The sequence below is a fragment of the Morganella sp. HMSC11D09 genome (assembly GCF_001807955.1).
Taxonomy (GTDB): domain Bacteria; phylum Pseudomonadota; class Gammaproteobacteria; order Enterobacterales; family Enterobacteriaceae; genus Morganella; species Morganella morganii.
On the sequence record NZ_KV791661.1, the window covers coordinates 286612 to 299883 of the forward strand.

Consider the following 13272-nt stretch of genomic DNA (forward strand, 5'->3'; position numbering starts at 1 on the left):
CCCGATAATTCAGGCAGAACAAGCTGTTCTGCCGTTTATCGCTGCGGTAAGTACTGCAGCGGGTTGACTGATTTTCCCTTGTAACGAATTTCAAAGTGTAATCTTACAGATGTGGTTCCGCTGCTGCCCATCGTGGCAATTTTCTGACCAGCTGCGACGTCCTGCTGATCTTTAACCAGGATGGAATCGTTATGCGCGTAGGCTGTCAGGAAATCATCATTGTGCTTGATGATGACCAGATTACCGTAGCCGCGTAACGCATTACCGGTATACACCACTTTACCCGGCGCTGAAGCAAAAACAGGCTGTCCACGTGTACCACCGATATCAATACCCCGGTTACCGCTGGTAGGTCCTGTGTAGTTGGAAATGACTTTGCCTTCCGCTGGCCAGCCCCATTTAAAGGAACCACTATTTACGGCGACAGGCGCGCTGGTTGTTGTTGCCGGTGCGGTAACGGCTGCGGTTGTTGCCGCTGTGGTGGCGGCAGTGCCGTTATTCGCTTTTGCCTGTGCGGTGACCTGAGATGAGAGCATCTTACCGCCGGCCGGTTTAGCGCCTGCAGATTCAGAATACGCATTAGTTGGTTGAGAATCAACCACCCCGTTTTGCGGAGTATTCCTATTTGTTGCGACCTGAGTGCCGCTGCTGACCGGTGCAACATTGTTGCCGCCGCCGTTGCTTAACCGAATCACCTGCCCTTCGTTCAGGCTATACGGCTCAGGAATATTGTTCTGTGATGCCAGTTCGCGGAAGTCAGATCCGGAGATATAAGCGATGTAAAATAATGTATCACCGCGCTGAACCGTATAGGTATTTCCGCTGTAACTGCCTTTCGGGATCGCATCATAATTACGGTTGTACTGAATCCGGCCATCGCTGCTGGTCTGCACATTGGCAGAGCGCGGCTGCTGCACACTCCGGCTGACCGGCTGTGTGTTATTGGCGGAACTGAGCTGAGGACGTACCGGCATCGGTGTGGACACAGATGTACTGTTGTTATCATTGCCTGCTGTCATTACCGGTGCACTGCTGCTTTCGTCCACACTGCTGATTGGTGCGGCATGATACGGCGTTGAGCATCCGGCCAGAACCGTGCTCATCAGTGACCCAATTGCAACCCATCGTATTGTTTTCATAGGGTTTCTTGAGTTCATATTCCTTCTCCCGAAACTGGAAATAGTGCGAAAACTGACAATCAGAAAGTCACCACGCGGCCGCAGGCCACATGGCAGGATTGTATTATTAAAACAGATACTAAGCGAAATGAAAAAGTCTTGTTACCAAAATAGCCATTTTTATCCCAGATCGCCGTGAATCAGGGGAACAAACCGGACTGTTCCGATCGATTGGGTATGAAAATCATTGCCCCGGCGGCGGATCAGTTTGAGCATCTGCTGCTGTTCCCCCACCGGTATCACCATCCGGCCGTTATCCGCCAGCTGACTGAGCAGCGCCGGCGGGATATCACTGGCGGCGGCGGTGACAATAATGCCGTCAAACGGACCACGGGAAGGCCAGCCTTCCCAGCCGTCACCGTGACGGGTGGAAATATTATGCAGATCAAGCTGTTTAAAGCGGCGTTTGGCATGCCACTGCAGTCCCTTAACCCGCTCAACAGAGTAAACATGCGCCGCAAGGTGTGCGAGGATCGCCGTCTGATAGCCGGAGCCGGTGCCGATTTCCAGCACATGCGCCTGCGGAGCCGGATCCAGCAGTTCTGTCATTTTAGCCACCATAAACGGCTGGGAGATGGTCTGCCCGTAGCCAATCGGTAGCGCGGTATTGTCGTAAGCTTTGTGTGTCAGCGCCTCATCGACAAAATTCTCCCGCGGGACAGCCGCCATCGCCTGTAACAGACGTTCATCGCGGATCCCGGCCTGACGTAACTGTGTAATCAGATCCTGTACCACCCGGCGGATCATTCCTGTATCACCCCTGCTTTTTGTAACCAGCCTTCTAATTTTTCCTGCACGCTGTAGGCGGTCAGATCAACATGCAGCGGCGTGACAGAGACATAACCTGCATCCACCGCCGCGAAATCGGTATCCGGTCCGGTATCCAGTTTTTCTCCCGGAGGGCCGAGCCAGTACAGCGGATTTCCTTTCGGATCCATCTGTGTGTAGACCACATCCGGCGCCCGGCGCGTTCCGCAGCGGGTCACTTTCATTCCTTTGATCTCACTGAGCGGAACATCCGGCACATTCACGTTCAGAATATTACCGGCCCGTAACGGCACTTGCTGCAGCATGGTCAGCAGACGGCAGGTAATTTCCGCTGCTGTATCATAATGGGTTTCGCCGTTCAGGGAGACCGCAATCGCCGGTAATCCCAGGTGACGTCCTTCCATTGCCGCAGCAACCGTACCGGAGTAGATCACATCATCCCCGAGGTTCGGGCCGCAGTTAATCCCGGAAACCACAATTTCCGGGCGCGGGCGCATCAGCAGATTAGCACCGATATAGACACAATCCGTCGGCGTGCCTTCCACCAGCGCAATATCGCCGTTCTCATGCACTACCGTACGCAGCGGGCGGTCGAGTGTCAGCGCGTTGGATGCCCCGCTGCGGTTGCGATCAGGTGCAACCACCTGCACATGGTAAGTGCGCCGCAGCGCCTCAGACAATGTCCGGATCCCCGGCGCACTGACGCCGTCATCATTACTCACCAGAATTCGCAGCACAACGGTATCCTTTTTTATCAGTAACAGCTCGTTTATCACGACAGAAAACTATTTTATCAAGTTAGCCGCGATAAAAAAGGGTTATAACAGATTTAGTCTGATTGCTTTTTTCATATTCAGCTGCATGATACTTGTATTATTTATGACTGAAAGGATTTCTGCATGGCTATCTGTAAACGAATCACAGCTACCCTGTTCACCGCACTGACTGCCGGACTGCTTCTGGTATCAGAGGCATTCGCGCTGTCACCTCAGGAAGAGACCAGAGTGGAAAACCTGCTGACCGCTGTCGGGAAGCAGGAACAGCTGATTTTTATCCGCAACGGCAGTGAGCATAATGCCGCCGACGCGGAATCACATCTGCGCCTGAAATTAAGCAAAACGAAAAAACGTCTGAGCACCGCAGAACAGTTTGTGGATAAAGTGGCATCCGGCTCCTCCATCAGCGGTAAGCCGTATCAGGTAAAACTGCTGGGCAAAGATCCGGTGGATGCCAAAGTGTATCTGACTGAATTGCTGGCGGAAACAGACAAAGCCGCCGCAGCAAAACCTGAATAAAAAACAGAACGAAAAAAGGGGCGGAATAATTTCCGCCCCTTTTTTATGTTAATCAGTCTGTTGATTATTCACTGAATTCCGCCGCCTGATCCGCTTCCAGCTCAATAATTTCGCGGATAACACTGGTGGCAAAACTGCCGGCCGGCAGGAAGAAGGATAAACGGACGGTTTCATCATCCATCCATTCAGATGTGAAATGCTCCGGATACAACATCAGCGCTCGGCGGGCATTATCCGCCCCCTCTTTTTCCGCCAGTTGCCACAGTGATTGCCACGGTGCCAGCTGTCCTGTTTCAAAGGCCAGTGCCGCATCCTGAGACCCCAGATCACCCTTGCCCGGTAACGGCGCTGTAATGCGCAGTTCACGGTTATCCAGACGCTGCTGTACATCCGCCAGTTCATCCGCCTGAACCGCAAACCAGCTGCCGCGCCCGGCGAGCTGTACCGCATCACCCTGCAATGCGGTTGCCTGAAGCTGCTGTGTCAGACGGGCGTCCGCCACCGCGTTAAACATCGCACTGCGGGCAGCGGAGAGATAAAAACCGCGTTTGCTGCGATCTTTCACACTGATTTCACCGTCAGCCCAGCGCTGTGCGAAATGCAGATTCTGGCCGTTGCGCCCGAAACGCTGCTCACCGAAATAATTCGGCACCCCGGACTGCGCAATCTGCTGCAGACGCTGTTCTGTCGCGGCGCGATCGCTGATCCGGCGCAGCACAATAGTAAACTGATTACCTTTCAGCGCACCGATCCGTAATTTGCGTTTCTGGCGGTTAACCGCCAGGACTTCGCAGCCTTCAAGCTGCATCTGCGCGAAATCCGGTGTTTCTTTTCCCGGCATCTGCAGGCAGAACCACTGTTCGGTGACCGCATGGCGATCTTTCAGTCCGGCGTAGCTGACAGCACGGGCGGCGATTTTCGCAAATTTGGCCAGTTCTTCCGCCACAAACCGCGTGTTACAGCCGGTTTTGCGGATACGGACCATCACATGTTCGCCGTCACCGTCAGGTTCAAATCCCAAATCTTCCTGCACCAGAAAATCTTCCGGCTGTGCTTTCAGTACCCCGGTGGCCGCCGGTTTACCGTGAAAATAGCTGACCGGGAGACTCATGCTTCAGCCTTCACAAGCAGCGCCACCGCCTCACAGGCGATCCCTTCTTTGCGGCCGGTGAAACCGAGTTTCTCGGTGGTGGTGGCTTTCACATTGATATCATCCATATGACACTGCAAATCTTCCGCCAGATTCACCCGCATCTGCGGGATATGCGGCAGCATTTTCGGTGCCTGGGCGATAATGGTGACATCCAGGTTACCCAGTCTGTAGCCTTTTTCCTGAATACGTCGGAATGCCTCACGCAGCAGCACACGGCTGTCCGCGCCTTTATAGGCCGGATCCGTATCGGGGAATAATTTGCCGATATCCCCCAGCGCCGCCGCACCCAGCAATGCGTCGGTGGCCGCATGCAGAGCGACATCACCGTCGGAATGCGCCAGTAATCCCTGTTCGTAAGGAATGCGGACGCCCGCAATCACAATCGGGCCTTCGCCGCCGAAGGCATGAACATCAAAACCGTGTCCGATTCTCATCATGTTGTCTGTTCCTTATTGTTATTGGACAGGTAGAACCCGGCAAGTGCGAGATCTTCCGGCTGTGTGACTTTAATATTGTCCGCGCGGCCGGGCACCAGCAACGGCTGATAGCCGCAAAACTCCAGCGCGGAGGCTTCATCAGTGATCACTGCCTGCTGAGACAGCGCCTGCTGCAGACAGGTGCGCAGCAGATGAAGCGGGAAAAATTGCGGGGTCAGGGCGTGCCACAACTGTGTGCGCTCAACAGTGTGATCAATACCGGTATATCCGGCAGATGCCACACCCCGCTTCATGGTATCACGTACCGGTGAGGCCAGAATCGCCCCCTGCACGCGGTTACCGGTTTGTGTGTCTGACATCACGGCCAGCAGCCGGTTCAGATCTGTCAGCTGCAGACAGGGACGCGCTGCGTCATGTACCAGCACCCAGCTGTTTTCCGGAGTATGCTCAGCGAGATAATCGAGACCGGCCAGGACAGAATCCGCGCGCTCACCACCGCCGGTGACAGTGCGGATCCGGGGATGCCGCGCGACCGGTAATGTACTGAAAACCGTATCCTGCGGATGCAGCGCCACGACCACCTGTGTGATGCGCGGGTGTTCCAGCAGAATAGCGAGGGTATGTTCCAGAATGGTTTTTCCGGCAATAATCAGGTATTGCTTGGGGCATTCGCACTGCATGCGGGTACCGGTACCGGCGGCCGGGATCAGCGCCGTGACCGGAGCATCATCAGAAATACCGGACAGATCCGGTGCCGGTTGTGCGCCGGTCATTGCGGAAGAAAGTATTGTCATAAGGATTAGTTACTGCGACTTTGTGGCTGCGCATTCTGCTGTGTCCGTTTTTCGGACAGGACCCGGTAAAAGCTTTCGCCGGGCTTGATCATGCCTAATTCACTGCGCCCGCGCTCTTCGATGGCCTCAAGCCCGTCGTTCAGATCGCCGATCTCAGCAAACAGCTGTTCGTTACGGGCTTTGAGCTTCGCATTTACCTGTTCTGATGCAGCAACATCTTCACTGACCTGTACATAGTCGTGAATACCGTTTTTCCCTAACCACAATGAATATTGCAGCCAGCCCAGAATAACTAAAAGTAATAGCGTCAGTTTGCCCATCACCGCCCCCGAAAAGATCGGCTAATCTTCCCATAAGATCGGCGCAGATGCTACTGTTCCGTCCGTTATTCGGACAGAAGATCAGTAAACATCCCGCTGATAACGTTTTGCTGTCCGTAATCCGTTCAGAAAAACCTGTGCCTCTTCCGCGGACATCGCCCCTTCACTGCGGATAATATCCAGTAATGCGGCATCCGTGTCTTTTGCCATCCGGAAAGCATCCCCGCACACATAAACGTACGCGTCCTGCTCCAGCCAGCGCCAGACGGTTTCCCGCATTTCAGACAGCTTATCCTGCACATAAATCTTTTGCGGCTGATCCCGCGACCAGGCGGTTGTCAGCTCTGTCAGCACGCCCTGACGCACAAAATCTGTCAGCTCTGTCTCATACAGAAAATCGCTTTTTTCATGCGGATTGCCGGTAATCAGCCAGTTTTTTCCGCCGGATTGCTGAGCCGCACGCTGCTGAAGAAACGCACGGAACGGCGCAATGCCGGTACCCGGCCCTATCATAATCACCGGTTTTTCCGGGTCATCCGGCAGGCGGAAGTGATCATTGTGTTCCACAAAACAGGCAACCGTATCCCCGGGCTGTAACTGATGCGTCAGGTAACGGGTTGCCGCACCGTAGCGGGTGCGCCCGTCAGTCCGGAACTCCACCACCCCGGCGGTCAGATGCACTTCATCCGGTGAGACCAGCGGCGACGAGGAAATGGAGTATAAACGCGGCATCAGCGGCGGCAGGCAATCCACCCAGGCCTGTGCGGAGGTCTGCACGGCAAACTCACGCACCATATCCGCCACCGGTCTGCGCTGTGCGTACGATATCAGTTGCTGCGGATCCGCAATCATATCCAGCAGTTCCGGCGCGTTACTGAGGCGGGCGTAAGCCGCCACAACCGGTGCACTGTTGATGGTCAGCTCACACTGCGTCATCAGGGCATCACGCAGAGAATACGATTTCCCTTTCAGCATGACACGCTCAGTACCGTCAAACCAGAGCAGTCCCAGCAGCTCACTGACCAGCTCCGGGCTGTTTTCCGGATACACACCCAGCGCATCACCGGTCTGATACTGCAACCCGGTGCCGCGGATATCCAGCACAATCTGACAGACATGCTTTTCCGATTCCGGTGCGGTCAGGCGTACCGCGCGGCGCAGAACCGCAGACTGTGGTTTATCACGCTGATGCGGCTGTGAATCAATCTGCACCACCGTATTGTGAGTGAGACGGCTGAGCCGCTCTTCATCTGCCGGCGGTGTCAGGGTCAGCAACTCAGGGAGCAACTGAGAGATCCATTTATCTGCAGTGGCCTGATAATCACTGTCTGCTTCCGCACGCGCCAGGATCCGCTGCGCCCCGAGGGCATGCAGGCGGTTATCAAAATTCTTTCCGGCCTGACAAAACTGCGGATATGCCCGGTTACCCAGTGCCAGCACCGCGTAGCGGATTTCTGTCAGTGAAGGTGCCTGAACAGAATGAAGGAAATGAAACAGCGGCAGGGCTTCTTCCGGCGCATCACCATCTCCGGTGGTGGCACAGATAAGCACCACCAGCGGTGATTCCGGAAATTCAGTCAGTGAGAGATCCCCGGCATTTACCAGACGTACCGCCCGCTGCGCACTGAACAACTGATCCCGAAGGGATTCCGCCACACGCCGGGCGTTACCGGTCTGGGACGCAGCGATCAGCAGAATATCCGCCGGTTCCCGTTCCGCCGCAGACGGCGCTGCCGCTGCCCGTTCACGGCACCAGGCCGATAACCAATTCAGCTGTTGCGGAGTCAGTCTGTCAAGTAAGGGTTGCAGGTGCTGCCAGTCGGGCACGGAGAGCGGAGAGGTTGTGATCGGCGATGTCATAGTAAACCCGGTAAATGAGTGTATTCGTTATTATTCTGACGTTCCAACATAGAGAAAAGTACCGGTTTTGTCGATGAAAAATAGCCGGGCATTTCTGTTATTTATTCGCCACTTTGCTGTTTTTTGGTAACATTTTCACTGAATATTGCGTAAAATGACGCTTTTATTATGTCATACCGTCATTATCCGGAGAGAGTTATGAGCACCACGATTTTTAAAGAGTTCCAGTTCGAAGCCGCCCACCGCCTGCCGCATGTCCCGGAAGGCCATAAATGCGGGCGTCTGCACGGGCATTCCTTTCTTGTCCGTCTGGAGCTGAGTGGTGAGGTGGATGTACATACCGGCTGGCTGATCGATTTTGCTGAGGTCAAACAGGCATTTAAACCGATTTATGACCGTCTGGATCATCACTACCTCAATGAGATCCCGGGGCTGGAAAACCCGACCAGTGAAGTGCTGGCGGAGTGGATCTGGCAGCAGACCAAACCGCTGCTGCCGATGCTGAGTGCCGTGCTGGTCAAAGAGACCTGTACCGCCGGCTGTATTTACCGCGGTGAATAATCAGGCAATATTAAGATATTTATGAGTCTGCATCGAGAAACGCCAGTTACGCGCGATGCAGGTCTCAATACAGAGAGCAGTGGCAGCCGGTTTCTGACTGATCGGCTGCAACGCCACCACCGGCTGTTTATCCCCCGGCAGTTTCGCCAGCAGTAAATCCAGTTCATCAATATCCCGCTGCCGCCCGACCGGGTGTTTCACCTCATCAGCCCGCAGCAGTGAAGGTGTCAGCACATCATAGCCGCCGCGCATATTCACTTTCGGGGAAACGGTCACCCAGGTCTTCTCACTGCACTGCACCGGTTGTGTGCCGCTGGTTTCAATCTGGCACTGATAACCCCGTCCTTCCAGCACCGCCGTCAGCGGCCGTAAATCGTATAAGCACGGTTCACCGCCGGTGATCACAACATGGCGGGCTGTATAACCTTTCGCCTCAAACTGCATAATAATGCTGTCTGCATCCAGAGAGGCCCAGCGGTCGTCCTCCTCTGTTTTACTCATCATGTCTTCTGCTGAACAGGCTTTTTCCGGTAACTGTTCCCAGGTATGTTTGGTATCACACCAGCTGCACCCGACCGGACAGCGCTGCAAACGGACAAAAATCGCCGGAACGCCGGTAAAAACCCCTTCGCCCTGCAATGTCTGAAAGATTTCGTTAATAGGGTATTGCATCACTCATCTGTTCCTTACGTTTAAGGCCGTATTATTGCAGATAATTATCCCGTCAGCATGACTCTTTATGTTAAAGTACCGGGTTGACTCTGACCGCGTTTCACATCAGTAAAAACGCTGCTAATCATGACAGCGACAGGATTAATTACATGAAAGAAAATAATACGGCGCTACGACGGGGGCTTACAGGGCGGCACATCCGCTTTATGGCACTCGGATCGGCGATAGGTACCGGCCTGTTTTACGGCTCGGCAGCCTCTATTGAGCAGGCGGGTCCTGCTGTTCTGCTGGCCTACCTTATCGGGGGTGCGGCAGTCTTTATGGTGATGCGTGCGCTGGGCGAAATGGCAGTCCACCATCCGGTACCGGGTTCATTTTCACAATATGCCAGCCATTATATGGGGCCGCTCGCCGGGTTCCTCACCGGCTGGAACTATGTTTTTGAGATGCTGATTGTCTGTCTCGCGGACGTCACCGCCTTCGGCTTCTATATGAAGCTCTGGTTCCCGGATGTCGATCAGTGGATCTGGGTGCTGGGGATTGTGTGTTTCATTGGTGCGCTGAATTTATGTCACGTGAAGATATTCGGGGAGATGGAGTTCTGGCTCTCGATTGTCAAAGTGACCGCAATTATCGCCATGATTGTCGGCGGCGCGGCGATTATGCTGTTCGGCTTCGGCCAGGAAACCGCACATCCTACCGGTATCAGTAACTTATGGGAATTCGGCGGCTTTATGCCGAACGGAATAAGCGGGGTAATAGCCTCACTGGCCATTGTGATGTTTGCCTTCGGCGGCATTGAAGTGATCGGTATCACTGCCAGTGAAGCACAAAACCCGGAAAAAACCATTCCGAAAGCGATCAACGCAGTACCGCTGCGTATTCTGCTGTTCTATGTGCTGACACTGTTTATCCTGATGTGTATCTTCCCGTGGAACCAGATCGGCCATAACGGCAGCCCGTTTGTGCAGATTTTCGAGAAACTGAATATCTCCTACGCGGCCAACATTCTGAACCTGGTGGTGATCACCGCAGCCGTTTCTGCCATTAACAGTGATATCTTCGGTGCAGGCCGGATGATGTACGGCATGGCGCAGGAAGGTCAGGCACCGAAATCCTTTATGAAGCTCACCAAAAACGGTGTGCCGTGGATGACAGTTCTGGTGATGAGTGCAGTTCTGCTGGTCGGCGTGGTGCTTAACTACCTGATCCCGGAAAAAATCTTCATCATTATCGCCTCTATCGCAACCTTCGCGACCGTCTGGGTCTGGCTGATGATTCTGTTATCTCAGGTGGCAATGCGCCGTAAGATGAAACCGGAAGAGGTCAAAACCCTGAAATTCCCTGTACCGATGTGGCCGGTTGCGCCCGCTCTGACCATCGCCTTTATGGTCTTTGTGATCGCCCTTCTGGGTTACTTCCCGGATACACGTGTGGCACTGATGGTGGGGATTGCCTGGGTGGTAATTCTGACTGTTGGTTATTTTGCCGGTGTGAAAAAACGGGTATAAACAGACAACTCACTGTTCTGAAAACACGAAACCGGGTGAATCATACACCCGGTTTTTTTATGTCCGGTATCAGGGTTCGCTGTTGATACGCTGAATACGGGAGCCCATAATCTGTAACGTTCTGAGCACCATATTGATGCCTTTGAGCGTGTCCTGATCTTTCAGTAATTTATAGGTATTACGGAAATTGTACTTTTCATCACTGTACATCATTTCCATTTTGGCCTTGTTCAGCGCCAGTCCGCTTTCCCACAATAATGCGATACCTGATTCCGCATTATCCGCCAGTTTATTGACCTCATTCTTGCCGATAATATCGACCAGATCCGAGACCAGAGACAGCAAATCAATCACATTATCAAAGCGGTTCAGCTGCATTAATACCGCCAGTTTTTCCGCTGTTTGTGCGGATAATTCAGGCTGTGGCGCGGCAGTCTGTTCATTCATCTGTTCTGTTGCAGACATTGCAGTTTCCTCTGTTATACCAGGCCGCGAACGGTTGACCAGTACAGCCCGCGGTTAAAACCGGTACGCAGCAGGCCACCCAGCTTTGTCGCCGGTGTCGGTAACACATCATGCTTATAATCATACTGAAGCGGCATCCCTGCATTCAGCCCCATCTGGGCGACTGCCTGAACCCGTCCGTCATAAATGGCGGTGGTATAGCCGAAACGCATCTCGCCGATAATATTATCCACCACGACAGTCGACTGGTTATGGCAACTGCCGGCCGCTTTACTGATAGGCAGATCCACAGTATCCCCGAGGACATACACGTTTTTCAGTCCGTACACCTGCAACGTTTCCGGATCTGTCGGCAGCCAGCCCTCTTCCGGATCGCCGTCGGATAATCCGGTATTACGTACCGATTCCACCGCAGAAATCGGTGGCGTACCTATCAGCAGATCAAACGGCTGCTCTTCCCCTTCTTTGGAATACGCAATTTTCTTTTCAGGGCAGACACGCTCCAGGGTAAAACCGCGCTGAGCCTGAATATTACGCTCCTGAAAGACCGCCGGCAGGACTTCACAGACATCTTTCTGCATAAACAGGCAGTTACGTAATAACTGAGATACTGTCGGATAGGTATAAACGATTTCGATATCCTGGCGGACACGACGCTGACGGAAATAATCATCCAGCATCAGCGTGGTTTCCATCGGTGCGATACCACACTGGTGAGGAACATTCGGGGTATTCGGGAAAGAAACCGTAATAAAAATCCGGCCTTTTTCGAATTTTGCCAGCTTTTCAGCCAACTGGCGAGCGGGTTGATACTGATAGAAATGATCGGCAGCTTCTTTCATTCCGGAGATCCGATCCGGTCTCGGCTGACAGCCGGTCGCGATCACCAGGTAGTCATATCCGTATTTGGTGCCGCTCTTTCCCTGCAGCGTCTGTGATGCAAAATCAAAATGCTCGACACGGTCGTGAATAAACTGAATTTCGGGACGAAGCAGAGAGCGTTGTGACTTTCGTAATTCCTCTTTCAGATACAGATTAAAAGCCACATACATAAACGCAGGTTTATAATAGTGCCATTCACTGTCTGAAATAAGGACAACTTCCACTTTCTTCTGATAAATATCATTTAACAGCTTTCTGGTCAGAATATTTGCGACCATCGTGCCGCCGGCGCCGCCGCCAACAATAACAATACGCTGCATAGAGTCTCCGGTTTTATTACTTAATTAGTTAATAATAAATAACACCAGGCAATAACAACCAGATAACTATAGTTAGTATAAATAATATTGCATTAATATTATTACTTAATGATAACAGTGATAAACAATATCATCAGATATTTTTACATGAACTCAGCAATTAAAGGATAGTGATCTGAAGCATCTGTCTGCATAACGTCCGATAAAACCAGTTTAAATCCGCGATAAAACAGATAATCCAGCGGGTGACCAAATGCTTTTGTCCGGATATCATCCGGAAACAGCACTTCTTTCAGGCCCTGCGCACGGGCAAAACGTTTCAGGGCATTCATGCGCTGCCTGCTCCAGGCGTTAAAATCACCGCCGAGGATCACCGGCCCGATATGACAGCGGATCTGAGAGCCGACCGTATTCAGCTGGCGCCGGTAAACATCCACACCAAAACTGAAATTAATAGCATGGACGTTAATCACCATCAGCTGACGGCCATCCGGCAACGGGTACACAGTAACTAATGCGGATTTAGGCAGACGCAATAAGGGTTCTTTCTGCTGTAACGGGCAGCAATAGATTGGATGGGAGGTTGCCAGTGTCATCACACCGGAAGGATGCTGCTGAAAATGCAGCGCGGGAACCTGATCAGCAACAAGCTGGTGTTTTCCGGCCAGGCTGACCAGTTCAGGAGAAGGCTGTGCTTCCTGAAGCAGGACCAGTTGTGTGTCATGCAAAATGCGATCAAGGGTTTTGCGCCAGTCAGGACGCTGTTGCTTATAGATATTCCAGACCACAACGCGGATAGTTTGTTCCGGTGCGGATAATGGTAAACCAACCGGCAATCCGTTACCCAGCATGTCTGCCGACATGGGGGGGATTTGTCGTGCCGGATGCCCTGCGACATACCGGACGGACCAGTTTTTTTTCTCTTTCAACGATAACCCCGATACTGTTTGCTTCTGTCCGTCACTATCTTAGCAAACTTTGATTCATGCTATCCGGTTCAGAACACGTATTCAGGTGAAAAATATTTTTTCTTTTCGCCCAAACGCAAAAAAGCCA

The 13272-nt window shown here is 52.8% G+C and carries 15 protein-coding genes; 3 read left to right on the forward strand and 12 right to left on the reverse strand.

Features of this window, described 5'->3' with window-relative positions; translation table 11 throughout:
• Positions 1-35: 35 nt before the first annotated feature.
• The 3 genes from nlpD to surE form a co-directional block, all read right to left on the reverse strand.
• On the reverse strand, positions 36-1157 hold the full coding sequence (gene nlpD / locus HMPREF3119_RS03905) for a murein hydrolase activator NlpD (RefSeq protein ID WP_015422466.1): 1122 nt from the start codon (positions 1155-1157) through the stop codon (positions 36-38).
• A gap of 141 nt (positions 1158-1298) precedes the next feature.
• Positions 1299-1925 carry a protein-L-isoaspartate(D-aspartate) O-methyltransferase gene (locus HMPREF3119_RS03910; protein WP_004236198.1) on the reverse strand — a complete coding sequence of 209 codons (627 nt, stop codon included), beginning with the start codon at positions 1923-1925 and terminating at the stop codon, positions 1299-1301.
• Positions 1922-2683 carry a 5'/3'-nucleotidase SurE gene (gene surE, locus HMPREF3119_RS03915; RefSeq protein ID WP_070578496.1) on the reverse strand — a complete coding sequence of 254 codons (762 nt, stop codon included), beginning with the start codon at positions 2681-2683 and terminating at the stop codon, positions 1922-1924. Before surE ends, HMPREF3119_RS03910 begins: the two co-directional genes overlap by 4 nt.
• Positions 2684-2845: 162 nt before the next feature.
• Between surE and HMPREF3119_RS03920 the strand changes: the two genes are divergently transcribed.
• Positions 2846-3241 (forward strand): DUF5329 family protein, encoded by a 396-nt coding sequence (locus HMPREF3119_RS03920; protein WP_070578499.1) that lies wholly within the window; start codon positions 2846-2848, stop codon positions 3239-3241.
• Between the two features lie 64 nt (positions 3242-3305).
• Here the strand turns inward: HMPREF3119_RS03920 and truD are convergent, their stop codons facing one another.
• The 5 genes from truD to HMPREF3119_RS03945 all read right to left on the reverse strand — a co-directional run bounded on the left by truD (position 3306) and on the right by HMPREF3119_RS03945 (position 7805).
• A complete protein-coding gene (truD, locus tag HMPREF3119_RS03925) occupies positions 3306-4352 on the reverse strand; it encodes a tRNA pseudouridine(13) synthase TruD (RefSeq protein WP_004236201.1) in 1047 nt (348 codons plus the stop codon).
• The gene (gene ispF, locus HMPREF3119_RS03930; protein ID WP_024472856.1) at positions 4349-4828 is read right to left on the reverse strand and encodes a 2-C-methyl-D-erythritol 2,4-cyclodiphosphate synthase; all 480 of its coding nucleotides are present in this window, start codon (positions 4826-4828) and stop codon (positions 4349-4351) included. Before ispF ends, truD begins: the two co-directional genes overlap by 4 nt.
• Complete coding sequence (gene ispD / locus HMPREF3119_RS03935) at positions 4828-5604, reverse strand: 2-C-methyl-D-erythritol 4-phosphate cytidylyltransferase (RefSeq protein WP_004236203.1); 777 nt, start codon at positions 5602-5604, stop codon at positions 4828-4830. The genes ispF and ispD overlap by 1 nt, the downstream gene beginning before the upstream one ends.
• A 26-nt stretch (positions 5605-5630) precedes the next feature.
• Positions 5631-5945: a cell division protein FtsB gene (gene ftsB, locus HMPREF3119_RS03940; protein ID WP_004236204.1), complete on the reverse strand. Its 315-nt coding sequence runs from the start codon at positions 5943-5945 to the stop codon at positions 5631-5633.
• Between the two features lie 81 nt (positions 5946-6026).
• Positions 6027-7805 carry a diflavin oxidoreductase gene (locus tag HMPREF3119_RS03945; protein ID WP_070578502.1) on the reverse strand — a complete coding sequence of 593 codons (1779 nt, stop codon included), beginning with the start codon at positions 7803-7805 and terminating at the stop codon, positions 6027-6029.
• Positions 7806-8003: 198 nt separating this feature from the next.
• On the opposite strand from HMPREF3119_RS03945, the gene queD reads away from it, so the two are divergent.
• Entirely contained in the window at positions 8004-8366 is a 363-nt protein-coding gene (queD, locus tag HMPREF3119_RS03950; RefSeq protein WP_032098913.1) for a 6-carboxytetrahydropterin synthase QueD, read from the forward strand.
• On the opposite strand, the gene queE is transcribed toward queD, so the two are convergent.
• On the reverse strand, positions 8367-9038 hold the full coding sequence (queE, locus tag HMPREF3119_RS03955; protein ID WP_062773386.1) for a 7-carboxy-7-deazaguanine synthase QueE: 672 nt from the start codon (positions 9036-9038) through the stop codon (positions 8367-8369). It lies immediately after the preceding gene.
• A gap of 149 nt (positions 9039-9187) precedes the next feature.
• Between queE and HMPREF3119_RS03960 the strand changes: the two genes are divergently transcribed.
• On the forward strand, positions 9188-10549 hold the full coding sequence (locus HMPREF3119_RS03960) for an amino acid permease (protein WP_015422464.1): 1362 nt from the start codon (positions 9188-9190) through the stop codon (positions 10547-10549).
• Positions 10550-10618: 69 nt separating this feature from the next.
• Here the strand turns inward: HMPREF3119_RS03960 and HMPREF3119_RS03965 are convergent, their stop codons facing one another.
• The 3 genes from HMPREF3119_RS03965 to HMPREF3119_RS03975 form a co-directional block, all read right to left on the reverse strand.
• Entirely contained in the window at positions 10619-11014 is a 396-nt protein-coding gene (locus HMPREF3119_RS03965) for a hypothetical protein (RefSeq protein ID WP_004236209.1), read from the reverse strand.
• Between the two features lie 14 nt (positions 11015-11028).
• Positions 11029-12216: an NAD(P)/FAD-dependent oxidoreductase gene (locus HMPREF3119_RS03970; RefSeq protein WP_004236210.1), complete on the reverse strand. Its 1188-nt coding sequence runs from the start codon at positions 12214-12216 to the stop codon at positions 11029-11031.
• A 143-nt stretch (positions 12217-12359) separates the two neighbouring features.
• Positions 12360-13145 carry an endonuclease/exonuclease/phosphatase family protein gene (locus HMPREF3119_RS03975; RefSeq protein WP_032098911.1) on the reverse strand — a complete coding sequence of 262 codons (786 nt, stop codon included), beginning with the start codon at positions 13143-13145 and terminating at the stop codon, positions 12360-12362.
• Positions 13146-13272 lie beyond the last annotated feature (127 nt).